Origin of the sequence: Bifidobacterium pluvialisilvae (assembly GCF_019331695.1) — a bacterium.
Lineage (GTDB): Bacteria > Actinomycetota > Actinomycetes > Actinomycetales > Bifidobacteriaceae > Galliscardovia > Galliscardovia pluvialisilvae.
Genome location: NZ_JAHBBI010000004.1, coordinates 190,942 through 216,513 on the forward strand (window position 1 = coordinate 190,942; position 25,572 = coordinate 216,513).

Below are 25,572 nucleotides of genomic sequence, written 5' to 3' on the forward strand. Positions count from 1 at the left end.
TTCCGTGAAAACGAGGATATTCCCGTATAGAGAAACGGGGAGGTACCCAATGAACAAATGGCTGTATATCGGCAAGCGGCTCCTGCTGCTGATTCCGACGGTGTGGGGATGCGCCACGCTGACGTTCTTCCTGCTGAAGCTCACGCCGGGCGATCCCGCCGTGCAGGCGCTCGGCCCGAAGGCCAGCAAGCAGGCGCTCGACGCGCTGCGCGAATCCTGGGGGCTGAACGATCCGCTGTGGCAGCAGTACCTGCGGTTCCTCGGCGACCTGTGCACCGGCAACCTCGGCACCTCATATTCCGCGAAGGCCCCGGTGGCCGAGCTCATCGCCTCGCGCCTGCCGGTCACGCTCATCATCATGGTGCTCGCCGCAGTGTTCGCCGTGGTCATCGCCCTGCCATTGAGCGTGTGGGTCGCCACAAGCGGCAACCGCGTCGTCACCGAATTCGTCCGCATCCTCAACGCCGTGGCGCAGGGCTGGCCGACGTTCTTCCTCGGCGCGATCCTGCTGCAGGTGTTCGCCATCCAGCTCGGCTGGTTCCCCATCGGCTCCGTGTCCGGCGGCGTGGACGTGGCCGCGCTCGTGCTGCCGTCGCTCGCCGTGGCCGTGTCGATCGCGCCGATCATCGTCCGCAGCCTCACCCAGTCGCTGCAGGACTCCGTCAACAGCGAATACGTGAACTTCGGCAAGGCCAAGGGCCTGAGCTACCGCAAGGTGCTGTTCGGCTACGCGCTGCGCAACGGATCCATCTCGGCCGTCTCGGTGCTCGGCATCCAGGTGGGCTTCCTCGTCGGCGGCACGCTCGTCGTCGAGAACGTGTTCGCCGTGCCCGGCCTCGGCCAGCTGCTCATGGACTCCGTCATGAAACGAGACCTTCCCGTGGTGCAGACGCTCACCGTCGTGTTCGGCATCATCGTCGTGCTCGTGTACCTGATCACCGACCTCGTGTACGGCGCGCTCGACCCGCGTGCGGCCAAGCGCGGCTGAGAAGAGGAGAGAGACAATGCCCGAAACCAAGAAGATTCCCGTGGCGCAGGCCAGCAAGGACTACGCCAAGATCAAGCTCACCGGATCGAAGCCGCGCAAGCGCAAGCATGCCAACGCCGAGATCGTCATCGGCTGCGTGATGCTCGGTATCATCGCCCTGATGATCATCTTCGCCCCGCTGCTCACGTCCTACGACCCGACGCACCAGAGCCTGCGCGAGGCCATGCTCGGCTCCTCGCCCGCCCACCTGCTCGGCACCGACCAGTACGGTCGCGACATCTGGGCCAGGCTGCTCTACGGCGGCAGGATCGACCTGTTCGTCGCCATCATGGCCGTGTTCACGCCGCTGGTCATCGGCACCATCCTCGGCGCCGTCGCCGGCTACTTCGACGGCGTCGTGCCGACCATCATCATGCGGTTCGCCGACCTCGTCTCCTCGTTCCCGTTCTACGTGCTCGTCATCGTGCTCGTGTTCGTGCTCGGCAACGGCGGAACCTCCATCTTCATCGCCATCTCCGCGGTCTCCTGGGTGCCGTACACGCGCATCAGCCGCGGCGAGACGCTCATCCTGCGCGACCGCGAGTTCATCGCCAGCTGCAAGGCCTCCGGATTCTCCGACGGCTGGGTGCTGTTCCGCCACGTGATTCCCAACATCGCCTCGCAGGGCATCGTCTACGCCATGAGCGACATCGTCGTGAACCTCGGCATCATCGTCACCCTGAGCTACTTCGGCCTGGGCATCGTGCCGCCGACACCCGACTGGGGCCAGATGATGAACGACGGCCAGCAGTTCCTCGCCGCCGGCGTCTACAGCCTCACCGTCATCCCCACCATCGTCATCATCCTGATCTCCCTGGCGCTGTCGTTCATCGGCGACGGCCTCGCCAACGTGCTGAAAGTGAGGCGCTGAAATGACCGCAGCGACAACCGCCAAGACGACCACCGAACCCGATTACGAATACGCGCTCGAAATCGTCGACCTGTGCATCGACGTCGACAAGCACGGCGAACGCGTGCCCGCCGTGAAGAACCTCACCATCCGTGTGCGCCCCGGCGAATCGCACGGACTGGTCGGCGAATCCGGATCCGGCAAGAGCCTCACCCTGCGCGCCGTGATGGGACTGTTCTCCAAGGGCGCCTACTACCGTTCCGGCTACATCAAGATCTGCGGCAAGGAGGTGCTCGGGCCGAACGCCCCGGACTACGACCCCTCCATGCGCGGCAAGGGCGTGGCCATGGCCTTCCAGGAGCCGGCGGTCGCATTGAACCCCATCATGAAGGTCGGCTGGCAGATCGTCGACGCCCTGCGCGAACAGGAGCATCTGAGCCGCGCCGAGGCGCGCAAACGAGCCATCGAACTCATGGACAGCGTCGGCATCACCAATCCCGAGGACCGCTTCGACGCCTACCCGTTCGAACTCTCCGGCGGCATGCGCCAGCGCGTGATGATCGCCGCGTCGATCGCATGCAAGCCCAAGGTGCTGCTGTGCGACGAGCCGACCACCGCATTGGACGTGACCATCCAGGAGCAGATCCTCAAGATCTTCCGCTCCATCGCCGACTCCGGCACCGCGCTGCTGTACGTCACCCACGACCTCGCCGTCGTCTCGCAGCTGTGCGAGACGCTCAGCGTCATCTACCACGGCGAGATCGTCGAGGAAGGCACCCTGCGCAAGGTGTTCGACACGCCGGAGGACGACTACACGCGCCAGCTGCTCAGCTCGACGCCGTATCTCAAGGGCCGCATGAGGGCGGCCGGGTCCGACACCGTCAGGAAAGGGGAGTGACCGATGACCTCGTCATGGAGCGACATGATCGTATCGGCCGAGAACAAGGCCGAGAAGGACGGCACCGAGGGACGTATCGTCAACCCGTTCGGCGCCGACGCCAGGCCGCACGCACACGCCACGCGCCTGCTCGACGTGCAGGGACTCAACATCGAATTCGTCACCAAGGTCCATGGTAGGAAGACCCGGTTCAAGGCGGTCAAGGACGCCGACCTGCACGTCGACCTCGGCGAAATCGTCGGCCTCGTGGGCGAATCCGGCTCCGGCAAGTCCACCATCTCCCGCGCGGTCGTAGGCCTCAACGACAACTACAGCGGCAAGATCGTGTTCGACGGCCGCGAGCTCGGCCACAAGCGCAGCCGCGAGCAGTGGCGCGAGATCCAGATGGTCTTCCAGGATCCGTACGCCTCGCTCGACCCGAGGCTCACCGTGCGCAAGATGCTGCGCGAGGTGATCCTCTACCACAAGGTCGTCATGGTCGCCGAGGCCGACGACTACTGCGAGTATCTGATGAACCTGGTCGAACTGCCGGTCGAGCTGCTCGACGCCCTGCCGGGCGAGATGTCCGGCGGCCAGCGCCAGCGCGTCGCCATCGCCCGCGCGCTCGCCGTGCGTCCGTGGCTGCTCATCGCCGACGAGCCGACCGCCGCCCTCGACGTGTCCGTGCAGGCCGGCATCATCAACCTGCTCATGGACCTCAACAAGCGTCTCGACCTGTCGATTTTGTTCATCTCCCACGACCTGAACATCGTGCGGTCCATCTGCGAACGCACGTACGTGATCTACCACGGCGACCTGGTGGAGGAGGGCCCCACCGAACAGGTGTTCAGCCATCCGGCCAACGCGTACACGCGTCGCCTGATCGACGCGATTCCCAAGCTGTCGAGCGCATACGTCGAACGGCTTTCGCAGCAGGAGAACGCGGAGGCGGAGCACACGAACGAGGAGAAGGCATGATGAGGACGATGCGAGCATTGCGAGTATTGAGGAAGTTCGCGGCGGTGGCCGTCGTCGCGGTGATGATGACGTCGGTCGCGGCCTGCGGTTCGCGGTCCACGGCCGCCGAGACGCAGGACCTTGTGGTGGCCCGTTCGCTCGAGACCACCGACATGCTGCCGGCCACCGGCTACAGCAACGGCGACATCTGGGCCATCCAGCAGGTGTTCCAGACGCTGACGCGCAACAAGACCGACGGCTCCGGCGTGGAGCCGGGACTGGCCACCTCGTGGAAGAAATCCGCGGACGGCAAGTCGTGGACGTTCAACCTGCGCAAGGGCGTGAAGTTCCACAACGGCAAGACGATGACCGCGAAGGATGTGAAGTTCTCCATCGACTTCGCCCGCACCGCGCGTGACGACAAGCCGTGGCAGTTCCTGTTCGTCGCCATCAAGAACGTCGCCATCATCGACGACTACACCGTGCGTCTCGACCTCACCCAGCCGTGGGCCCCGCTGCTCGCCGACCTGTCGATGTCCGCGATCTCGATCATGCCCGCGAACTTCGCCGGCAAGAGCGAATCCCAGTTCCGCAGCGACCCCATCGGCACCGGTCCGTTCAAGGTGGGCGAATGGAAGAAGGGCGACTACATCAAGCTCGTCAAGAACACCGACTACTGGGAGAAGGGCCTGCCCAAGCTCAACTCCGTCACGTTCAAATACGTGGCCGACGCCAACACCCGCAGCCAGATGGTGCAGGCCGGCCAGGCGCAGATCGACGAGTTCCCCACGGCCGTCTCCGTCGCCTCCCTGAAGAAGACGAAGAACGTGCACGTCGATTCGTTCCCGTCCACGTCGCTGATCTGGGTGAACCTCAACAACCGCAAGAAGCCGCTCAACGACGTCCACGTACGCCGGGCCATGGCCTACGCGATCGACAAGCAGGCCATCGTGCGCGCCGTGTACTACGGCCAGGCCGAGGCGGCGAACTCCATGCTGTCGAAGAACCTCATGGGATACGCCAAGGAGACCAAGGACCTGCCCTATGACATGGCGAAGGCCAAGGCGGAGCTCGCCAAATCCAACGCGCCGAAGAACTTCAGCCTGACCATTCAGGTGCAGTCCGGCGATCCGGAGAAGTCGATGCTCGCGCAGGTGCTGCAGGAGTCGTGGAAGGAGCTCGGCATCAACGTCACGCTCCAGACGCTCGACTCCACCACCGTATACTCCAACCGCACCGCCGGCGACTTCGACGTGGCCATGTTCGAGATGACCAACGACATCTCCGACCCGGACGAATGGATGCAGTACATGTTCTCGTCCAGCGCCAACGTGAACTCCGGCTACAAGAACCCGCGCGTCGACGAGCTCATCAAGAAGGCGGCCGCCGACGCCGACACCAGCGCCCGACTCAAGGACTACGCCGAAGTGCAGCAGACCATCGCCGACGAGGCCCCCGAGATCCCGCTTGTGTACAAGCCCGGCCTGTTCGCCGTGCGTGACCAGGTGAAGAACTTCAAGGTCACCACGCTGGGCGAATACAAGCTCGCCGACACCACCATCGCCCAGGAATAGCCAGGAACAGTAAGAGGAGGCATCATGCAGCTGCTCGGCTTCCGCGCCCTCAAGGCGCCATACGCATCCATCGGCGAACAATACGCGCGCGACCTGCTCAAACGCGAATACGGTCTCGACCACGTCACGCTGCGCCGCATCATGACCGAGAAGGACGACACCTTCGCCGTCACCGTCGGCAACGACGAGAAACCCCGGTACGTGCTGCGCATCGAGAACATCTGCGAGGACTACGCGGCCGTGCTGCTGCGCGCCAAGGCCCTGCGGCTGCTCGAGACCCGTTCCCCGCTGATTCCCGCCACCCGCATCGTCCCCAGCGTCGACGACGGTCTCGTCGTCCGCTGCGACACCGACGGCGGCACCCGCTGGGCCACGCTGACCACGTTCCTTCCTGGCCGCGTGCTCTCCACCATCGAACCGCCGTACCGCACCGCGCTGGTGCGCGACATCGGTTCCAGACTCGGGCAGCTGCAGCAGGCGCTCACTGGCCTCGGCAGCTTCGACGACCGGTACGGGCGCATCCTCTGGGACGTGCGCCTGCTGCCCGTCATCGCCGACGAAGCCAGGGATTACCTGCCCAACGACGCCATCCGTGAGCTCGTCGCGAATGTCGTCGACGACTACCGCACCGTCGCCGGGAGGATCGCCGACTGCGACGAGGCGATATGCCACGGCGACTTCCATCCCGGCAACGTGACCGTCGACCCGGCGGACCCCACGCATATCGCCGGCATCCTCGACTTCGGCGACATGCACGCCCAGCCGCAGGTATGCGACCTCGGCACATGCCTGTTCTACATGATCGACCCCTCCGACCTCGACGACCCGTTCGCACAGTGCCGGCTGGTGCTCGACGGGTTCCTCCGCGCCCGCCCCGACTTCGACCGCGGCCAGCTCACCCTGCTGCCGCAGATAGTCAAGGCCCGTTGCGCGTTGACCGTGCTCATCCCCGCGCTCGCCAATAGGTTCGCCGAACACCGCGCCGAGCATTACCTCTCCAGCGTCTCCGACCGCATCAAGGAGCTCGCCCTGCTGCAATCCCTCCCCGCCGAGCAGGTTCTCACCGGCCTGGGCATCGAATAGGAGTCGTTCCATGAATCCACGTTCCGGCATGAAGCGTATGGTCAACAGCTTCGACCCGTCCAAGGGCTCCGCCGACCTCACTCCAGACGAGGCCGCCCTGCTCGCCCGGCGCCAGCGCACGCTCGGCAACCTCGCCCCGGTGTTCTACGAGCATCCGGTGCACATCGTACGCGGTGAGGGCGCGCACCTGTTCGCCGCCGACGGCACCGACTATCTCGACTGCTACAACAACGTCGCCGTCGTCGGCCACGCCAACCCGCATGTGCGCGAGGCCGTCGCCGACCAGCTGACCCGGCAGGACACCCACACCCGCTACCTGCAGGACGAGGTCGTCGACTACGCCGAACGACTGCTCGCCACGTTCCCCGACGGACTCGACCACGTGGCGTTCACCAACTCCGGCTCCGAATCCAACGACCTGGCCCTGCGCATGGCCCGAGCGTTCACCGGCCATCAGGGCGTGGTCGTCACCGGCAACGCCTACCACGGCATCACGTCGCTGGTCTCCTCCGTCTCGCCGAGCTTCGGCACGGGACTGCCCCTGGCGCCGTTCCTTGTTTCCGTTCCCGTCGACGACGTGCTGCGTCGTCCTGACGGCACGTTCGACGATCCCACCGCCGCGGCGGCGGCCCGCACGGAGCTCACCTCCCGCTTCGAGGCCGCGTTCGCGAGACTCCATGATGCCGGCTATGGCGTCTCCGCGGTCCTGCTCGACCAGATATTCTCCTCCGACGGCGTCCTGCCCGGCGCGGTCGGCTGGGTGGCCGACGTCGCCGACGCCGTGCACAAGGCGGGCGGCCTGCTCATCGCCGACGAAGTCCAGTCGGGCTTCGCACGCACCGGCGAACAGTTCTGGGGATTCCGACGTCATCTGGCCGACGCCGACATCGTCACCATGGGAAAGCCGATGGGCAACGGCATACCCACGGGCGCCGTCGTCTACAAGCATGAGATCGGCGACACGTTCGCCGCCTGCACCCGGTATTTCAACACGTTCGGCGGCAACCCCGTCTCCATGCGCGCGGCCGGCGCCGTGCTCGACGAAATCGAGTCACGCGGACTGCAGCGCAACGCCCGCGAGACCGGCGACTACATCGTCGCGGGAATCGTCCGGCTGCTCGCCGATACGCCCCGGTTCGGCGGCATCCGTCATGCCGGCCTGTTCATTGGCATCGACATCGTCGCCCCCGACGGATCGGGTACGCCCGACCCTGCGGCCGCGGCCCGCGTCATCGCAGCCCTGCGCAACCGTCACGTGCTCATCTCCGGTTCCGCCGCCGACGGCAGCGCCCTCAAGCTCCGCCCGCCGCTGGTGTTCGACCATGCCGACGCCGACCACCTGCTCACCGAACTCGACGCCATCCGCCCGCTGTTCAGGTAAGGCGGCAAGACGGCCATCGCCTACCGCACATCGGTAAATGCGTAGCCGTTCACAATCATTCCCGCGGTGCTGGCGATTGATTCGATGTCAGGCATGGGTTATCTTTACCTTCTTGATTGGCGGAAGGAACTGATCAGCATTGATGTAAAGATCGTTGAGCACGGGAACAAGGTCGATGTATTCCTCTTCCGGGGAGGTGTTGTGCTTGTACTTCGCATCCACGACAAGATACCCATTGTCCCATTGTTTGACATCGGTGTATCGTTCCAGAGAGTAGGGGGCGCGGAATCGTATACGTGCCTTGCCGTATTCGAATACCGTGAAGCCGTTTTCTGCACCAAGATATGCGGTGTCGGATTTCGTTTTGGAAGCATCGGCGGTTGCGGGCATATCGGAGTCCCTCCTTCCTTAGGGGAATGCGATTGGCTGCTGATTACGATTATAGGTTCGCTGGGATGCCGACTGTACTCCGCCTATCGTCATAAACGGTCATGTTGCCCCAGTCGGGTTACACTGGCTGGGTGATTGACTCTGGGTTTATCGACAACCGTACTTCGCTGGTGAAGGACGATTTGGTCCGTACGATTCATGTCGGCGACAGGATTTCGGTGGCGTCGTCGTTGTTCTCGATGTACGCCTACCGTGAGTTGAAGGAGCAGCTGGAAGAGGCCGGGGAGTTCCGGTTCATCTTCACTTCGAAGACCTTCACCGAGGATTCCGCACCAAAGGAGCGTCGCGAGTTCTACATTCCCAGGTTGAGTCGAGAACAGGGATTGTATGGTACGCAGCTGGAAATCCGGTTGCGCAACGAGCTGACGCAGAAGGCGGTGGCCCGCGAGTGCGCGGACTGGATTCGTAGGAGTGGCGCGACGTTCATGTCGTTCGGTGATGAAAGCGGCATGAGTGGGTTCCTTTCGGTGGATGACGGCGACAATATCGTGGGATACATGCCGTTCACCGAGTTTTCGACCACCCAACTGGGAACGACCCGCCACGCCGCGTCCCCGCGCGGATGCGCGAAACTGGATTCCGCTCAGACGCGGGGATTCCTCCGGCAGTTCGATCAGGCGTGGAACAGCGGAAGCCTGCATGACGTGACCGACGCCGTGGTGGACGGCATCGAGCGCATGTATCAGGAGAATCCTCCCGAACTCGTGTACTACATGGCGTTGTACCGCATTTTCAACGAGTTCCTTGAAGACGTCGACGAGGATGTGCTGCCCAAGGAGGGCACCGGCTTCCGTGAAAGCCGCGTATGGAACATGCTGTATGACTTCCAGAAGGACGCCGCGCTCGCCATCATCAATAAGCTGGAGACCTATAACGGCTGTATCCTCGCCGATTCCGTGGGCCTTGGCAAGACGTTCACCGCGTTAGCGGTCATAAAGTATTTCGAGTCGCGCAACCGCAACGTGTTGGTGTTGTGTCCGAAGAAACTGCAGGATAATTGGCTGACGTATACGGCCAACGCGACCAATAATCCCCTTGTCGACGATCATTTGCGATACGACGTGCTCTATCATACGGATCTGAGCCGGTCGAAAGGGCCTACCGCTGCGGGGATTCCCATCGAACGCATCAATTGGGGCAATTACGATCTGGTGGTCATCGACGAATCCCATAACTTCCGTAATGGCACGGATTCCGCCGTCAAGACCGACGACCGTGAGAACCGGTATGCCAAACTGTTGGACAGGGTCATCCATCAAGGTGTGCGCACCAAGGTGCTGATGCTGTCCGCCACGCCGGTGAACAACCGGTTCCGTGATTTGGAGAACCAGCTGGCTCTGGCCTATGAGGGCAATGACGACGATTGGACGGCGAAGCTGGGATTGTCCACTGACATCGACAATGTGTTCCGTAACGCGCAGAAGGCCTATGCCGCGTGGGCGAAGCTGGACGTCGAGGAGCGGACCACGGAAAACCTGATGGACCGTTTGGATTTCGACTTCTTCAAGGTGCTTGATCAGGTGACGGTGGCCCGCAGCCGTCGTCATATCCAACGCCACTATGACATGAACGCCATCGGTAGCTTCCCGAAGAGGCTGAAGCCGATAAGTGCACGCCCGAAGCTTTCCACCCGGGAACATGCGGTCTCCTATGACGACATCTACGATAAGCTCGACGAATTATCGCTCGCGTTGTACATGCCGTCGGAATTCCTGTTGGATTCCCGTAGGGCCAAGTATTTCAAGGACGAAGACGGCAGTCTGACCACGGCCGGGCGTGAGACCGGCATACGCAAACTCATGGCCACGAATCTGCTCAAGCGTTTTGAAAGCAGCGTGCATTCGTTCCGTATGACGTTGGAGCGTGTGCTCGGGTATATGGAGAATACTGTAGACGTCATCGGTCGGTACGAGCGGTATCGTGCTGAACACCGTGATTTGAGCATGGTCCCCGACATCGATGCCAGCCGGTTCGATGATGGTTTCGATTTTGACCAGGACGATACCGAGCGGATGGAATTCGATGGGCAGGAGTTCACCACACAGGGCAAGAATCGATTTCTGTTGTCCGATATGAACTGGAAGGATTGGCGACGGTACATTCAGGGCGATATCGACGTCATCCGCAAACTGCTGAACATGATAGGCGGCATCGATCCCGAGCATGATGCAAAACTCAAACAGCTGTACGATACGATTCGAGGCAAGGTGGAGCATCCCATCAATTCCGGCAACCGCAAGCTGCTGGTGTTCACCGCATTCGCCGACACCGCTGACTATCTCTATGAGCATGTGAGCGCCTATGCGAAGACATTGGGCTTGGAGACCGCCGAAGTGACGGGTTCGAGGCCGGGACGATGCACGATGACGAAGGTCGGGGGAGCGATGAGCGATATCCTCGCCTGTTTCTCGCCGGTATCCAAGGAGCGCAGCAAGATCGCCGGCGGCCTGGACGGTCATGACATCGACATTCTCATCGCCACGGACTGCATTTCCGAAGGCCAGAATCTGCAGGACTGCGACATGATGGTCAACTACGACATCCACTGGAATCCGGTGCGCATCATCCAGCGGTTCGGTCGCGTGGATCGCATCGGTTCGAGGAACACGTGCATCCAGCTGGTCAACTACTGGCCGGATATGGCGTTGGACAAGTATCTCAAGCTCAAGGACCGTGTGGAGGCGCGTATGAAGGCCGGCGTGCTCGCGTCCACCGGCAACGACAATCCGTTGAGCGACGACAAACGCGACGAACTGGAGTATCGCGAACGGCAACTCGAGCAGATGCAGAACGAGATTCCCGATCTTGAAGACGTCGAAGGCGGCATCAGCATCACCGACCTCGGCCTCAACGAGTTCCGCATGGACCTGATTGACTATCATCGGGCCAATCCCGACATCGAGCATACGCCCAATGGCATCGATGCGGTGGTGGAAGGCGATGAGCCGGGCATCCTGTTCGTGCTGCGCAATGTAAACGAGGCGGTGAACACCGAAGGTCGTAACCGCATCCACCCGTATTATCTCGTGCAGGTGCGTAGCGACGGCACGATCGCGCGCGGGCATCTGGAACCCAAGGCGTGTCTCGACCTGATGCGGCTGCTGTGCCGGGGCAAGTCGGAACCGAATGCGGACCTGTGCAGAAACTACAACCGAGACACCCGTAACGGGCGGGACATGAGCCATGCGTCGAGGCTGCTGCAGGATGCGGTGGCAAGCATCGTCGAACAGGATGAACAGACCGCGGCGCAAAGCTTCCTCGCCACGGGTCTGGGGGATTTCCTCGACACCGGCGTGCAGGGGCTCGACGATTTCGAACTGGTGTGCTTCCTGGTGATTCGTCCGAAGAGGGAAGAGCAATGAGCACGGGCATCGCATCCTGTGGCCAGGTGACCGCCGTGACCCTTGGCCTGCCCAGCACCACCGCCGTGTCGGCGTCCCGTGCCCGGCTGCCCAAAGAGGGCTTCTACCGCAATACGAACATCACCGCACGTTTGCGTCAACGGTTTGTGGACGAGGTGGAAGCCTTCACCATGCTCGCCCAGATATCGCAGCGGTCCACGGGCATTCCCGCAGGGGAAACGGTGACGGCGATATACGTGATGGGTTTGGAACAACGGTCCGACAGGCTGCCGGTCGAGATCATGGAACATATCGCACGGTCATATGATGAGCAAAGCCGGCATCGGGCGCGCATCCTGTTCGTATGCGTTCGGCAGGACATCTGTACGTTGGCCGTGTTCCGAAACGCCAACGTGGTGCAAGGTCTGATGGAAGGGCGCGTGTATTGCGGTGAGCCGATGGCCGCATCACGCATCCATATCGGTCTGGATTCCGCGAACATGGATGCCACATGGGATGCCATATGTGCGCAGCTGGTGCTCGGAAGCGCGAACCCCGAACACGTGGACCGGCGGATTGCGGCGAAACACAAGGCTGCGGAACTGGCCAAGGAAATCGAACGCCTGCGCAAAGCCCACAACCGTACCAGGCAGATCGCCAAACGCAACGAATTGTGGAACAAGGTACAGGAACTGCGTGCTGAACTAAAAGAGCTGGGCAAGCGAAAGTAACAGGGGCAGGGAATGCCTGCCATTACACTGTTCTTGTATATTTCAAAATACGGCTGTGCAGTATGCCGTTCACACGTCGTGCAATCAGCAAGGATTGGTGGCTCCCTATAATGACTGAAACACAAGCCCCCCCCCTCAACAGGATTGAGGTAGCGACACCGGATCTCACCGAAGAGAACATCGAGAAGATTCTCACACTGTTCCCCGATGTGGCGACGGAAGTACAGGACCCGCAGGCCGGAGAAACCAAACGAACGGTGGACTTCGACGCACTGCGCGAACGACTCGGCGACGTGGCTGAAGGCGCTCGCGAACGCTACCGGTTCACCTGGCCCGGTAAAAGGGCCGCCAAGGAGGAGGCCCGACGGTCGATCGACAAGACCCTGCGACCGGTCAAGGACCGCAGCAAGAACTGGGATGACACCCACAATCTGTATATCGAAGGCGACAACCTCGACGCCCTGAAGATCCTGCGTCAGACCTACGCCGGTCAAATCAAGATGATCTACATCGACCCGCCCTACAACACCGGGCATGACTTCGTGTACAACGACGCCTACGTACGCGATGCCGAAAAGGAACGGGCGGGCAACGCTGCATTCGATGATGACGGCAATCTACTGGATGGCGCCTACAGGGAAAACAAGGAATCCTATGGTCGATTCCATTCCGCATGGTGCTCGATGATTTATCCGCGACTATTGCTGTCTCGCGACCTGCTCACCAGCGACGGTGTGGTATTCATCAGCATTGACGACAATGAAGACGCGCAGTTGCGTAAAATCTGCGATGAAGTGTTTGGTGAGGCTAATTTCATCGTGCAAATGATATGGAAAAAGAGAAGCACCCCGCCGAATGACCAGGTGATCGGTGCTGCACATGAATATGCACTTGTTTATGCGAAGGACTCGAGTAAAGTCAAATTAAATCTTCGCGAACGCTCTGCGGAACAACTATCACGATATAAGAACCCAGATAATCATCCCAAAGGACCTTGGGTGTCCGGAGATTTATCCGCAAACGTAAAAGGTGGACGATACGTCGCTTCGTTGAATTATCCGATAACCAATCCCAACACCGGAGAGGAACATTATCCGCCTAATGGCGGAAACTGGCGGTACAGCCGGCAAACAGTGGAAAAAATGCTGCAGAATAATGAGATTTATTTTGGGGTTGATGGAAAAGGAAGACCGAAGGTCAAGCGTTTTCTACGTGATATCAAGCAGGGAATCACCTATACCTCCTTATGGGATTTCGTTCCTTTCAATGCTCAGGGATCTGCTGAAATGGCGGAGTATATGGGCAATCTGACGGTTTTCGATAATCCTAAGCCGGTGGGATACATCAGAGAGTTGCTGAAATTGGGTTCTTTCCGGGAATCCATTGTCCTCGATTTCTTTTCCGGGTCGGCAACAACAGCCCACGCGGTGATGCAGTTGAACGCCGAGGATGGTGGCAATCGTAAGTTCATCATGGTGCAGCTGCCGGAAGTGTGCGCGGAGAAGTCGGAGGCGGCGAAGGCCGGTTTCCATACCATCTGCGAGATTGGTGAGGAGCGCATTCGTCGTGCGGGCGAGAGGATTAAGACTGAGGTGGAGGAGTCCAATACGCAGTTGGAGCTGGGTGCCGAGCCGAAGCGGGTGCCGGATATCGGGTTCCGTGTACTGCGCGTGGAGGACTCGAACTATCGCGATGTGCGGCGCTCGCCGAACGAGATGACACAGGACATGCTCGACGATCTGGTCGATGTCTCCAAGTCGGATCGCACCACGCTCGACAAGCTGTTCGAATGTCTGCCTACCTTCCAGCTGCCATACGATTCCTCCATCGAGGTATTGGACGCTCCCGCATTCGCCGGCCATACCGTGTATTCGGTGAACGGCGGCCAGCTGGTCGCCTGCTTCGACGCGGAGATTCCCGAATCGCTGATCCGCGGCATGGCGTCCCTCGACCCGAAGCCCTCATATGCGGTGCTTGCCGAAGCGGGACTCAAGAACAGTCAGACGGTCACGAACTTCGCCGAGATCTTCAAACAGGCCGCCAACGCCGACCAGGGCGCCACCCAGGTGCGGGTGATCTGATGCGATTCCAGTTCTCCCGATACCAGTACCAGACCGATGCCGCCAACGCCGTATGCGACGTGTTCGAAGGCCAGCGGAGGCATGAGGGATTCAGCTATATTCGAGACGTCGGCGTACGGCTGCCGCGCGTGTTTGAATCGGTGGATTCATATCGGCAGGATGTTCTCGATGCGCCGTTCGCGATGGAGCCTAAACCGGCACGGCCTGACTCCGACGCCGATTCCGACGACACCGGCTATCGCAACGCCGACATCGAACTCAACGCCGCACAACTGCTGAACAACATCCACGGCATCCAACGCCGTCGCAACCTCGTGGAATCCCCCAAACTATGCCACGGCCACGGCGGCGTGGAACTCGACGTGGAAATGGAGACCGGCACCGGCAAGACGTTCGTCTACACCAAGACCATGTTCGAGCTCAACCGCCGCTACGGCTGGTCGAAGTTCATCATCGTGGTGCCGTCCATCGCCATCCGCGAAGGCGTGTCGAAGTCCTTGGATACGACAGCCGACTACTTCTACACCTCCGGCATGGATGGTGCCCAAGGGTATGGCAAACGACTCGACTGGTTCGTCTACGATTCATCGAACCTCACCCAGCTCGACCACTTCGCCTCATCGCCCGACATCGCCGTGATGGTCATCAACATGCAGGCGTTCAACACGTCGATGAAGGAAGGCGGACGCAGCAAGGAAGCCCGTATCATCTTCACCGAACGCGATGAATTCGGCTCCCGAAGACCAATCGACGTCATCGCCGCCACGCGGCCCATCATCATCCTCGACGAACCGCAGAAAATGACCGGCAAGGCCACGCAAAACGGTCTTGACCGGTTCAAACCGCTGTTCACGGTGAACTATTCGGCCACGCACAAGGTCCACCATGACCTCGTCTACTCATTGGACGCCCTGGATGCCTACAACCAGCGGCTTGTCAAACGCATCGAGGTCAAGGGCTTCGAACTCAACAACATGCGTGGCACCGACGGATACCTGTACCTGCAGGACATCATCGTCGGCAGGAACCATGCGCCAAAAGCGCGTATCGAATACAAGAAACGCACGAAAACCGGTGTCTCCATCAGGGTCGGCACTTTCGACGCCGGCGACGACCTATACGTGGCATCCGACGGCTTGGAAGCCTACCGCGACGGCTGGCGCATCGCACCGGACGGCATCGTTCCCGACGGATTGGACGCCAATGAAACCGGCTACATACGGTTCATGAACGGTACGGTGCTGCGCAAGGGGGCGATTCTCAATGACGGCTCCGAACGCGACCTGCGACGCATCCAGATACGCGAGACCATCCTCAGCCACCTGCAGAAGGAGGAACACCTCTGGGAGCGGGGCATCAAATGCCTCAGCCTGTTCTTCATCGACGAAGTGGCCAAATACCGACGTTACGACGACGACGGCAACGCGGTCCCCGGCGAATACGCACGCATCTTCGAGGAGGAATACGACCGCTGCGTGCAATGGTTCCTCGACGGCCGGCTCGACGACGGCCACGGATACATGGATTTTCTGCGTCGCACCTGGGGCAGGAACGTGCATCAGGGATATTTCAGCATCGACAAGCATCATCGCATGATCGACTCGAAGATCAAACGTGGCCATGACGAGAGCGACGACATCAGCGCCTACGACCTCATCCTGAAAAACAAGGAACGGTTGCTGAGCTTCGAGGAACCCACCCGGTTCATCTTCAGCCATTCGGCGTTGCGTGAAGGCTGGGACAACCCCAACGTGTTCCAGATCTGCACGCTCAAACACTCCGACTCCGAAGTCGGCAAGCGTCAGGAGGTCGGCCGTGGCCTGCGCCTATGCGTTAACAAGGACGGCGTGCGACAGGACGTCCATGCGCTCGGCGAATCACAGGTGCAGGAGGTCAACCTGCTTACGGTCATCGCCTCCGAAAGCTACGAATCGTTCGCGGAATCCCTGCAGAAGGACATCACCGCGGACCTGCGCAAGCGTCCGCTCACCGTGGACAACGCATTCTTCGCACGCATCAGCATACCGGCCGACCGGCTTGGCCCCGAGCACGCCGGTGAAGGCAATATCGATTTCAGCGAGGAGCAGGCTCGGCAAATCTATCGTGTGCTGATGAAACGCGACCTCATCGACGCCGATGACAGACTCACCGACGAATATCGCAAGGACCGGCTGAGCGATGAAACCGTCGCGGCCCTGCCCGAGGAACTGCGAAGCAAGGCCGACGCCATCCGATACGCGCTCGACAGCGTGTGCGAAGGCGCCACCACCCTGATCGTCGGCAACGCGCTGAAAACCAAGATCACCAGCAACCCGATCAACGACAACTGGGATAAGAAGGAATTTCAGGCATTGTGGAAGCGCATCAACCACAAGTACGCATACACCGTCAGCTTCGACGACGACGAACTCATCGGCAAGTCGATCACGGCCATTGATAAGAATCTCGTTGTGGCCCGACTCTCCTATACCGTCACCCGCGGCATTCAGGACGAGAACGCTTCCCGTGAGAAACTGGCTGCCGGCGAACACTTCGCCGGGAAACGTACCAGACGCGTGGATGTGGATGCCGATGCCACGGACGGAGTCTCCTATGATCTGCTGGGAGAGATCGCGCGGCGTGCGGCAATCACCCGACGATGCGCCGCTGCGATCCTGAAGTACATTCATCGGGAGAAGTTCCTGATGTTCCGCGATAATCCCGAGCAGTTCATCAGCAAGGTGTCACGTATCATCGTCGAGCAAAAGGCCGCCATGATCGTGGACCACATCTGCTATGACCGCGTCGAAGGAGAATACGATTCCGACATCTTCACCATGGGTGGTGCCGGGCATGACGAGTCCGACGCCTACCGGGCCGAAAAATGCGTGCAGGATTGGGTGTTCCCCGATGGGTTCGCGCACAACAGCGTCGAACGCCGCTTCGCCGAGAATCTGGACGCATCCGACGAAGTCGCCGTATATGCAAAACTGCCGCGTGGTTTCCGCATACCCACGCCGGTCGGCGAATACGCGCCCGATTGGGCCGTCGCGTTCCGCGAGAGCAGTGGTTTGAGGCACCTGTTCTTTGTGGCCGAGACCAAGGGTGATATGGGCACGCTCGAACTTCGTGGTGTGGAGCAATCCAAGATCGAATGCGCGAAGAAGCTGTTCAACGAATTCCAACTGGCCGGCGACGTCCGCTATGATGTCGTGGACTCGTATGGCGCGTTGCTGGAGAAAATCCAATCGTTGCGGTGATATCGTCGCGAATCGGTGGCAGGTCATGCATCCGCCGATTCGCACGTTTTCCATGACCGGTTGCGCCTACCGCACGTCGTCAACCGCGATTGCATCCCATACCACGAACTTCCGCGACCCGCCAGACCCGTCCGTTGTTTGACCGTGCGTAGTGCTAGCGTGAAAGCCGTAACAACAAATCCACACGGGTGCCCAAATGCGAGGGCTGAGATCGGAAAGCGTCCGAGACCGTAGAACCTGGCCGGGTAATGCCGCCGTAGGAAGTTAGGAAGTTCCATGCAGAGTTCTGCACATACCGCATTCCCATACGTTTCGATGCGTGACAGCTTCGACCTGTCGTCGTCGTTCGTCGTCGGACCGCATACGGTCGGCGACAAGGCGATTACCGACGTCGTCGACGACGCGCTGCGCGGGGGAGCGACGTTCATCCGCCTCTCCGCCCGCCACGTCACCGCCAAGGAACTGACGGGGCTTGCACAGGATCTGGCGCAGATCATCGAGGACAACGACAAGTCCGATTCCGTCGCCCTCGTGATCGACGGCCGTGCCGACGTGGCATGGCAGTGCCGCAACAAGGGCATCAAGGTCGACGGCGTGCACATCGGCGCCAACGACATGGAACCGCGCGAGGTGCGCGCCCTGCTCGGCGATGACGCCATCATCGGCCTGTCCGCCCAGATTGAGGGCCTGGTGCCGATTCTCAACGAGATTCCCGAAGGCTGCATCGACTACATCGCCGCCACGCCGTACCATCTCGCCACTGCCGAGCTCGAGGAGGCCGCCAAGGCCGAGGAACACAGCACGCTGCTCACCCTCGACAAGGTCAACACCATGGCCGAGGCCTGCGTGTACCCGGTCGTCGTGGGCGGGGGAGTGACCGCCGCCGACACCGCCGACCTCGCCGGCACGAAGGCCGCCGGATGGTTCGCCGGCGACGCCATCGTCAACGCCGAGGACCCGGAGGCCGCCACCGCCGCCATGGTCGAGGGCTGGAAGTCCGTGCGCGGCGACGCCAGGCACGGCTACGCCCCACGCGCCGCCAAGCCCGAGACCCCGGCCGAGGAGGCCAAGCCAGCCGCCGAGAAGAAATTCACCAACGCCAAGGACGCCAAGGCCGCGCAGAAGCTCGCCAAGCAGCAGCGCGTGGACATCGCCGCCCGCGACTCCAAGCAGCGCGACAAGGCGCACATCCGCAAGACCAAGACCGTGCACTTCGAGAACCAGCACGGCACCTACGATCTCGAGGTCCCGTACACCGAGATCAAGCTGTCCGACACCCCCGGCGTCGGTCCGAACCCGCCGTTCATCGACTACAACACCGAAGGCCCCAAGTGCGATCCGAAGGAGGGCCTCAAGCCCCTGCGCCTCGGCTGGATCAAGGACCGCGGCGACGTCGAGGAGTACGAGGGACGCCGGCGCAACCTCGCCGACGACGGCAAGCGCGCCATGAAGCGCGGCAAGGCCACCAAGGAGTGGCGTGGCCGCAGGCACGACCCGATGCGCGCCAAGGACCATCCGGTCACGCAGATGTGGTACGCCCGCCACGGCATCATCACCCCGGAGATGCAGTACGTCGCCGAACGCGAGAACTGCGATGTGGAGCTCGTGCGCTCCGAACTGGCCGCCGGCCACGCCGTCATGCCGTGCAATATCAACCACCCCGAGGCCGAGCCGATGATCATCGGCGAGAAGTTCCTCACCAAGCTCAACGCCAACATGGGCAACTCCGCCGTGACCAGCTCCATCGACGAGGAGGTGGAGAAGCTCACGTGGGCCACCAAGTGGGGCGCCGACACCGTGATGGACCTTTCCACCGGCAACGACATCCACACCACCCGCGAGTGGATTCTGCGCAACTCCCCGGTCCCGATCGGCACCGTGCCGATGTACCAGGCCCTCGAGAAGGTGGAGGACGACGCCAGCAAGCTCAGCTGGGAGCTGTTCCGCGACACCGTGATCGAACAGTGCGAGCAGGGCGTGGACTACATGACCATCCACGCGGGCGTGCTGCTGCGCTACGTGCCGCTCACCGCCAACCGCATGACCGGCATCGTCTCCCGCGGCGGCTCCATCATGGCCGAATGGTGCCTCCAGCATCATCAGGAGAGCTTCCTGTACACGCACTTCGACGAACTGTGCGACATCTTCGCCAAGTACGACGTGGCGTTCTCCCTCGGCGACGGCCTGCGCCCCGGATCCCTGGCCGACGCCAACGATGCCGCCCAGCTGGCCGAGCTCATGACCCTGGGCGAGCTCACGCAGCGCGCCTGGGCCAAGGACGTGCAGGTGATGATCGAAGGCCCCGGCCACATCCCGTTCGACACCGTGCGTATGAACATCGAGCTTGAGAAGGCCGTATGCTCCGGCGCCCCGTTCTACACGCTCGGACCGCTCACCACCGACACCGCCCCCGGTTACGACCACATCACCTCCGCCATCGGCGGCGTGGAGATCGCCCGCTACGGCACCGCCATGCTGTGCTACGTCACCCCGAAGGAGCACCTCGGCCTGCCGAACAAGGACGACGTGAAGCAGGGCGTGATCGCCTACAAGATCGCCTGCCACGCGGCCGACATCGCCAAGCATCATCCGCACGCGCAGGACCGTGACGACGCCATCTCCAAGGCCCGCTTCGAGTTCCGCTGGCTCGACCAGTTCAACCTGGCCTTCGACCCGGACACGGCCATCGCCTTCCACGACGAGACCCTGCCCGCCGAACCCGCCAAGATGGCGCACTTCTGCTCCATGTGTGGCCCGAAGTTCTGCTCCATGGCCATCAGCCAGAACATCCGCAAGAAGTTCGGCAACGCGGCCCAGCAGGAGCAGCTCGTCAAGGACACCCTCTCCGGCAAGGTCTCGGCCGTCGACGCGGCCGCGCAGGCCGTCGCCGACAGCGGCGTGAAGTCCGGCGCCGCGATGAGCGCCGACGACATCGCCGCCGGCATGGATGCCATGAGCGAGAAGTTCCGCGCCCAGGGCGGCAAGCTCTACACCAAGGCCACGGAGTAGCCTCCGCATCCGCCCCCGCCGGCGGGGGCGGATGCCGTAAGGCAGACTGGGGGTGGCCGGAACGCTGTATGGGCATCCAACCACCCCCAGTCAGACTATCGTCTGACAGCCCCCGCCGGCGGGGGCGGATTGTGTAAAAACGCTTCTCTGTCATCCTGAGCGAGCACGTTCCTTCCGTCATCCTGAGCAAGCGAAGCGAGTCGAAGGATCTTCCCCGTCCGGGGGGGGGGGGCAAGATCCTTCGACTCCGTCGTTTCACGACTCCGCTCAGGATGACATGGTGGTGGCGTGGCATCGTTATGCGGCCCCACCCAAGATGACGCCTCTACCTCATATGGTTCCGCAGTTCCGGCCTGCGGCGGACGCGGCCGAACGCGGTCGGTCGTCGGCGCGGATGGCGCTGCGCCGGTCCTTGACGGCCACCAGCGCCGCCTCCGTTTACGGAGTATCAGGTTCCGCCGTAATCCATCCCGTTCCATCGGAGGAGTACGAAGGCTCCTTGATTAAGATTAATGACATCGAATCTTTTCCTTGGGGGATTGCGTCATTAACCGGGTGCTGACATAAATATGAGATATTCAGGACGAGCAGCAGTAATTCGTCGTTCTTCTCGATGAAGATGCGATGATTCACTCCTTGTATGCGGACCGTCGTGGGTAGCTGCGAGTTTTTTTCGCAGTCGCATTGCCATCATAAGAGATGCTGATTATCGAGCATCCGGAATAATCGCGAAGGTCACGTTTCACATGTGCTATGGCATTTTTCTTTTCGTGTTTTGTCAAGCCAGCCGAGTCCGGAATCGTGGTGACGGTGTCTGAATAATCGGGCCCACGTTGCCTCCAATACCCATATCCGATAAGGGATAGTGGCAGCATCACAAATATGCAGACAGTGAAAAGTGCCATAATCGTGGTCATAATACGTACCAAGGGTATGACACTTTTCGATAAAGGTGCCGACGATGGCTTTCGGTAAAGGGGCATGATGGTTACAGAGGAATCCAACGTAGTTTTAGCGGATACTAGCGTACATGAGGACTGTCTCGTAATGCAAAAATAGCAATTAATCGTTTCATTCCAAACTCTTTTGTAAGGAATACAACAATTGCAACTCTATCTCATTGAAAAGGTGTTTAGAAGCAATGAGACGGGAGTTTATTTATTGTTCATCTTTATTTCTATCATTCTACCGCGTATGCTGGCGTAGTTCCGGTCGGCGGCGTACACGGCCGAATGCGGTCATGAGGTCGTCGGCTCGGATGGCGCTGCGCCGGTCCTTGGCCGCCACAAGCGCCGCCTCCGTCCAGATGGCGCACACCTCGGCGCCGCTCCAGCCTTCGGTGCGCGCCGCCACCTCGGCCAGCGGCAGCTCGCCCTCGCAGCGCAGCGACCGCGCCTGCACCTCGAGAATGCCCAGCCGGTCATGCTCGCTCGGCATGGGGAACGGGATCTGCCAGTCGAACCTGCCGGGCCTGAGCAGCGCCGGATCCACGTCCTCGATGCGGTTCGTCGCCGCGACCACCACCACATTGCCTTTCGACGCGAACCCGTCCATCAGCGTGAGCAGCTGCGCCACGAGCCGCTTGCCCACGCCGTTCGTGTCGGTGTCGCGCGATGAGGCGATCGAGTCGATCTCGTCGAAGAAGATGATTGCGCGACGGTCGCTTTGCGCCGCCGCGAAGATCATGCGCAACGTCTCCTCGCTGTCGCCCACGTACTTGCTGACGATCGTCGGTCCGGAGACCAGATAGAACTGCGCGTCGGCCACGTTCGCGATGATGCGTGCCAAATGCGTCTTGCCGGTGCCGGGCGCGCCCGTGAAGATCACGCCCTTGATGGGTTTGGCGCCGATGGCGCGCATCTGCTCGCTGTTGCCCAGCTGCGTTTCGATGAGCTCCTTGGCGCGGGATATCACCTGTTCGTAGCCGCTGAACGAGGCGAACGTCAGCGACGGGTCGGCGCTTGGCGTAAGCCGGTACTGTTTGATGTCGTCGTCATGGTCGCTTTCGCCGGGACGGATGGCCGTCGGCCACAGCACCCGTTCGATGCCGAACAGGTCGGTGAACTCCACCGTGTTGCCGGGCATGATGTTCTGCGGATAGTCGCCCTCCAGCATCTCCAGCCCGTCCGACGTCTCCAATATCACGCAGTCGTCGAGCGCGCGCCGCACGATGCCGACGCGCGGCTTGAGCGGCCACACCGATTCCGGCACCTTCGTATAGAAGTCCTCGCCGACGAGCATCACCTCGCCGACCTCCAGCACCTCCTGGTTGGGGAACGTCAGCTGCGTGGTCCGTCCGTTCGGCATGACGCCGTAATAATGCGCGCGCCCCTCGTCGAATCCGGTGATCCGCACCAGCACGCCGTCCTGACGCATCGCGCCGCCGTCCGCCATATCATTCTCCTTCGTCACGTAACCGCTGTGCCCAATATATACAACGGATCTTCGTCGGGGAAGACCGTTCCGATCGCGTCCGTTCGGAAAATGCGATGAAAAAGCGTGGTATTTTCGCCGAATCGGCGTCGCGATAAGACGCAGTGGGTACCATGGTGCTCGTATCAATGCTTCCCTAAGATAGCGAGGATGACAGAACATGCCACGTATGTTCGGAACCGATGGTGTTCGTGGATTGGCAAACCGTGATTTGACCGCGCAGCTGGCGCTCGACCTGGGCGACGCCGCCGTGCGCGTGCTGGGCGACGAACAGACCGAAGGCCGCCGCCGCGCCCTCGTCGGACGCGACACCCGCGTCTCCGGCGACTTCCTCGCCGCCGCCCTGTCCGCCGGCATGAGCGCCGGCGGCTTCGACGTCATCGACGCCGGCATCATCCCCACGCCGGGCGTCGCCTACCTGACCTCCGTGCTCAACGTCGAGATGGGCGCCGTGATCTCCGCCTCCCACAACCCGATGCCCGACAACGGCATCAAGTTCTTCGCCCGCGGCGGCTTCAAGCTGCCCGACGCCAAGGAGGACGACATCGAGGCCGTGCTCGGCCAGGAATGGAACCGCCCGACCGGCGCCGGCGTCGGTCGCATCTCCCACGACACCGACACCGCCACCAAGCTATACATCGATCATCTCGTCGCCGCCGTCGCCCCCATCGACGAGCACAAGACGCAGACCAAGCCGCTCAAGGGTCTGAAGATCGTGGCCGACTGCGCCAACGGCGCCACCTCCGTCGTGGCCCCCGAGGCCCTGCGCCGCGCCGGCGCCGACGTCATCGTCATCAACGCCTCGCCGGACGGCTACAACATCAACAAGCACGCCGGCAGCACCCACCCCGAGCAGCTGCAGGCCATGGTCAAGGCCTCCGACGCCGTCATGGGCGTGGCCTTCGACGGCGACGCCGACCGCTGCCTCGCCGTGGACGAGGACGGCAACATGGTCAACGGCGACCAGATCATGGGCATCCTCGCCCGCGCCAAGAAGCGCGAGGGCAAGCTCAACCACGACACGCTCGTCGTCACCGTGATGAGCAACCTCGGCCTCAAGCTCGCCCTCAAGGACATGGGCATCAAGACCGTGCAGACCAGCGTCGGCGACCGCTACGTGCTCGAGGAGATGCTCAAGCACGACTACTCGCTCGGCGGCGAACAGTCCGGCCACGTCATCAACCGCGAGTTCGCCACCACCGGCGACGGCACGCTCACCGCGCTCACCCTCTCGCTCGAGGTCATGCGGTCCGGCAAGAGCCTCAAGGAACTCGCCGCCGACTTCCCGCAGCTTCCCCAGCAGCTCGTCAACGTGCCCAACGTCGACAAGATGGCCGCCACCACCAACGCCAAGGTGCAGGCCGCCGTGGAACGCGAATCGAAGCTGCTCGGCGACAGCGGCCGCGTGCTGCTGCGCCCCTCCGGCACCGAACCGCTCGTGCGCGTCATGGCCGAGGCCGCCACGCAGGAGCAGGCCGACGAGGTGTGCAACCGCCTCGCCCAGGTCGTCGCCGACGAACTCGCCCTGTAGCCGCAATCCTCTCGCTCCCGCCGGCGGGAGCTGGCAGCCGAAGGCTGACTGAGGGTGGCCGACCGCCGGCACAGCCACCCACCCAATATTCGACGATGTCTCCCCTCTGGGGGAACGGCAAAGGAGCACCCATGTTCGGGAAAAACGCCAAGGTCAACATGGAACTCAACCGCGAGGTCGAGCTCATGCTCAAGGACGCCAAGGCCAACGACGGACTGCTGCCCATCGTGCAGGCCGGCGAGCCCGTGCTGCGCCACAGGACCGCACGCTACAACGGCCAGCTTTCCAAGTCCACGCTGAAGAAGCTCATCGAAACGATGCGCCACACCATGCTCGAAGCCCCCGGCGTCGGCCTCGCCGCCACGCAGATCGGCCTCGGACTGGCGCTCGCCGTCGTCGAGGACCACATCCGTGACGACGAGGACGATCCGCGCGAGGTGGCCGAGTTCCCGTTCCACGCGATCATCAACCCCGTGTACACGCCGGTGGGGGAGAAGACCGCCAGCTTCTACGAAGGCTGCCTGAGCTTCGACGGCTATCAGGCGGTGCGCCGCCGTTGGGTGGACGTCGACGCCGAATGGGACGACGAGCACGGCCAGCGCCACAAGGAGCGGCTGCACGGCTGGCCGGCCCGCATCTTCCAGCACGAGACCGACCATCTGAGCGGCGAACTCTACATCGACAAGGCCGAGATCCGCAGCCTCACCACGTACGAGAACCTCGAGGACTACTGGTGCGACGACCCGGTGCCCACCGACGCCGCCAAGCAGCTCGGATTCGAGCTGTAGCGCGCTGGTTCCCCTCCCGGATAAACCCTGCGACGGCGGAGTGGAAGGATCTTCCTTCCCTCCGCCGTTTGTCGTGGGTATCGTAAACACCCGTCGCGCGGTATCATGGTTGGGAATCCGCAGTGCCGAGGTAGGGGGAAGGCGTGAACCGACAGAATTCTGGCGGCCAGTATCCGAACGGTCAGTATCCGAACGGTCAGAATCCCAATGGTCCGTATGA

Annotated in this window: 17 protein-coding genes; 14 read left to right on the forward strand and 3 right to left on the reverse strand. The window is 61.8% G+C overall.

The annotated features are described in order from the left end of the window. Positions 1 to 49: 49 nt before the first annotated feature. From KIH77_RS04880 to KIH77_RS04910, 7 genes are read left to right on the forward strand one after another with little or no spacing between them, the layout of a single operon-like run. A complete protein-coding gene (locus KIH77_RS04880) occupies positions 50 to 988 on the forward strand; it encodes an ABC transporter permease (RefSeq protein WP_219099983.1) in 939 nt (312 codons plus the stop codon). Between the two features lie 16 nt (positions 989 to 1,004). Continuing rightward, on the forward strand, positions 1,005 to 1,898 hold the full coding sequence (locus KIH77_RS04885; RefSeq protein ID WP_219099984.1) for an ABC transporter permease: 894 nt from the start codon (positions 1,005 to 1,007) through the stop codon (positions 1,896 to 1,898). A gap of 1 nt (position 1,899) precedes the next feature. Further along, entirely contained in the window at positions 1,900 to 2,775 is an 876-nt protein-coding gene (locus KIH77_RS04890) for an ABC transporter ATP-binding protein (RefSeq protein WP_219099985.1), read from the forward strand. Between the two features lie 24 nt (positions 2,776 to 2,799). Next, positions 2,800 to 3,732 carry an ABC transporter ATP-binding protein gene (locus KIH77_RS04895; protein ID WP_219099986.1) on the forward strand — a complete coding sequence of 311 codons (933 nt, stop codon included), beginning with the start codon at positions 2,800 to 2,802 and terminating at the stop codon, positions 3,730 to 3,732. After that, on the forward strand, positions 3,729 to 5,285 hold the full coding sequence (locus tag KIH77_RS04900) for an ABC transporter substrate-binding protein (protein ID WP_219099987.1): 1,557 nt from the start codon (positions 3,729 to 3,731) through the stop codon (positions 5,283 to 5,285). The genes KIH77_RS04895 and KIH77_RS04900 overlap by 4 nt, the downstream gene beginning before the upstream one ends. A gap of 24 nt (positions 5,286 to 5,309) precedes the next feature. Continuing rightward, a complete protein-coding gene (locus KIH77_RS04905) occupies positions 5,310 to 6,368 on the forward strand; it encodes a phosphotransferase (protein WP_219099988.1) in 1,059 nt (352 codons plus the stop codon). A gap of 10 nt (positions 6,369 to 6,378) precedes the next feature. Next, positions 6,379 to 7,749, forward strand: a complete 1,371-nt coding sequence (locus KIH77_RS04910; RefSeq protein ID WP_219099989.1) for an aspartate aminotransferase family protein — start codon at positions 6,379 to 6,381, stop codon at positions 7,747 to 7,749. 20 nt (positions 7,750 to 7,769) lie between these two features. On the opposite strand, the gene KIH77_RS10665 is transcribed toward KIH77_RS04910, so the two are convergent. Both KIH77_RS10665 and KIH77_RS04915 read right to left on the reverse strand, forming a co-directional pair. Then, positions 7,770 to 7,844, reverse strand: coding sequence for a DUF7723 family protein (locus tag KIH77_RS10665; RefSeq protein ID WP_443623252.1), 75 nt, complete (start codon positions 7,842 to 7,844; stop codon positions 7,770 to 7,772). Beyond that, positions 7,837 to 8,139: a DUF7724 family protein gene (locus KIH77_RS04915; RefSeq protein WP_219099990.1), complete on the reverse strand. Its 303-nt coding sequence runs from the start codon at positions 8,137 to 8,139 to the stop codon at positions 7,837 to 7,839. Before KIH77_RS04915 ends, KIH77_RS10665 begins: the two co-directional genes overlap by 8 nt. 170 nt (positions 8,140 to 8,309) lie before the next feature. Here KIH77_RS04915 and KIH77_RS04920 point away from each other — a divergent pair, with 170 nt between their 5' ends. From KIH77_RS04920 to thiC, 5 genes are all read left to right on the forward strand, one after another. Then, positions 8,310 to 11,561, forward strand: a complete 3,252-nt coding sequence (locus KIH77_RS04920; RefSeq protein ID WP_308283246.1) for a helicase-related protein — start codon at positions 8,310 to 8,312, stop codon at positions 11,559 to 11,561. Continuing rightward, positions 11,558 to 12,271: a DUF4391 domain-containing protein gene (locus KIH77_RS04925; RefSeq protein WP_219099992.1), complete on the forward strand. Its 714-nt coding sequence runs from the start codon at positions 11,558 to 11,560 to the stop codon at positions 12,269 to 12,271. Before KIH77_RS04920 ends, KIH77_RS04925 begins: the two co-directional genes overlap by 4 nt. A 110-nt stretch (positions 12,272 to 12,381) precedes the next feature. Continuing rightward, a complete protein-coding gene (locus tag KIH77_RS04930; RefSeq protein WP_219099993.1) occupies positions 12,382 to 14,352 on the forward strand; it encodes a site-specific DNA-methyltransferase in 1,971 nt (656 codons plus the stop codon). Then, positions 14,352 to 17,591 (forward strand): type III restriction-modification system endonuclease, encoded by a 3,240-nt coding sequence (locus KIH77_RS04935; protein ID WP_219099994.1) that lies wholly within the window; start codon positions 14,352 to 14,354, stop codon positions 17,589 to 17,591. The genes KIH77_RS04930 and KIH77_RS04935 overlap by 1 nt, the downstream gene beginning before the upstream one ends. A gap of 276 nt (positions 17,592 to 17,867) precedes the next feature. After that, on the forward strand, positions 17,868 to 20,600 hold the full coding sequence (gene thiC / locus KIH77_RS04940) for a phosphomethylpyrimidine synthase ThiC (protein ID WP_308283249.1): 2,733 nt from the start codon (positions 17,868 to 17,870) through the stop codon (positions 20,598 to 20,600). Between the two features lie 1,185 nt (positions 20,601 to 21,785). Here the strand turns inward: thiC and KIH77_RS04945 are convergent. After that, on the reverse strand, positions 21,786 to 22,994 hold the full coding sequence (locus KIH77_RS04945) for an ATP-binding protein (RefSeq protein WP_219099996.1): 1,209 nt from the start codon (positions 22,992 to 22,994) through the stop codon (positions 21,786 to 21,788). Positions 22,995 to 23,193: 199 nt separating this feature from the next. On the opposite strand from KIH77_RS04945, the gene glmM reads away from it, so the two are divergent. After that, a complete protein-coding gene (glmM, locus tag KIH77_RS04950; RefSeq protein WP_219099997.1) occupies positions 23,194 to 24,564 on the forward strand; it encodes a phosphoglucosamine mutase in 1,371 nt (456 codons plus the stop codon). 131 nt (positions 24,565 to 24,695) lie between these two features. Continuing rightward, positions 24,696 to 25,352: a peptide deformylase gene (locus KIH77_RS04955; RefSeq protein ID WP_219099998.1), complete on the forward strand. Its 657-nt coding sequence runs from the start codon at positions 24,696 to 24,698 to the stop codon at positions 25,350 to 25,352. The last annotated feature ends 220 nt before the right edge of the window (positions 25,353 to 25,572 follow it).

Bases quoted from the DNA above. Each gene is read 5' to 3' on its own strand.
- KIH77_RS04880 (WP_219099983.1), top strand. From the start codon at position 50: ATGAACAAATGGCTGTATATCGGCAAGCGGCTCCTGCTGCTGATTCCG.
- KIH77_RS04885 (WP_219099984.1), top strand. From the start codon at position 1,005: ATGCCCGAAACCAAGAAGATTCCCGTGGCGCAGGCCAGCAAGGACTAC.
- KIH77_RS04955 (WP_219099998.1), top strand. From the start codon at position 24,696: ATGTTCGGGAAAAACGCCAAGGTCAACATGGAACTCAACCGCGAGGTC.
- KIH77_RS04930 (WP_219099993.1), top strand. From the start codon at position 12,382: ATGACTGAAACACAAGCCCCCCCCCTCAACAGGATTGAGGTAGCGACA.
- KIH77_RS04935 (WP_219099994.1), top strand. From the start codon at position 14,352: ATGCGATTCCAGTTCTCCCGATACCAGTACCAGACCGATGCCGCCAAC.
- KIH77_RS04945 (WP_219099996.1), bottom strand. From the start codon at position 22,994: ATGGCGGACGGCGGCGCGATGCGTCAGGACGGCGTGCTGGTGCGGATC.
- glmM (WP_219099997.1), top strand. From the start codon at position 23,194: ATGCCACGTATGTTCGGAACCGATGGTGTTCGTGGATTGGCAAACCGT.
- KIH77_RS04915 (WP_219099990.1), bottom strand. From the start codon at position 8,139: ATGCCCGCAACCGCCGATGCTTCCAAAACGAAATCCGACACCGCATAT.
- thiC (WP_308283249.1), top strand. From the start codon at position 17,868: ATGCAGAGTTCTGCACATACCGCATTCCCATACGTTTCGATGCGTGAC.
- KIH77_RS04895 (WP_219099986.1), top strand. From the start codon at position 2,800: ATGATCGTATCGGCCGAGAACAAGGCCGAGAAGGACGGCACCGAGGGA.
- KIH77_RS04890 (WP_219099985.1), top strand. From the start codon at position 1,900: ATGACCGCAGCGACAACCGCCAAGACGACCACCGAACCCGATTACGAA.
- KIH77_RS04905 (WP_219099988.1), top strand. From the start codon at position 5,310: ATGCAGCTGCTCGGCTTCCGCGCCCTCAAGGCGCCATACGCATCCATC.
- KIH77_RS04925 (WP_219099992.1), top strand. From the start codon at position 11,558: ATGAGCACGGGCATCGCATCCTGTGGCCAGGTGACCGCCGTGACCCTT.
- KIH77_RS04900 (WP_219099987.1), top strand. From the start codon at position 3,729: ATGATGAGGACGATGCGAGCATTGCGAGTATTGAGGAAGTTCGCGGCG.
- KIH77_RS04910 (WP_219099989.1), top strand. From the start codon at position 6,379: ATGAATCCACGTTCCGGCATGAAGCGTATGGTCAACAGCTTCGACCCG.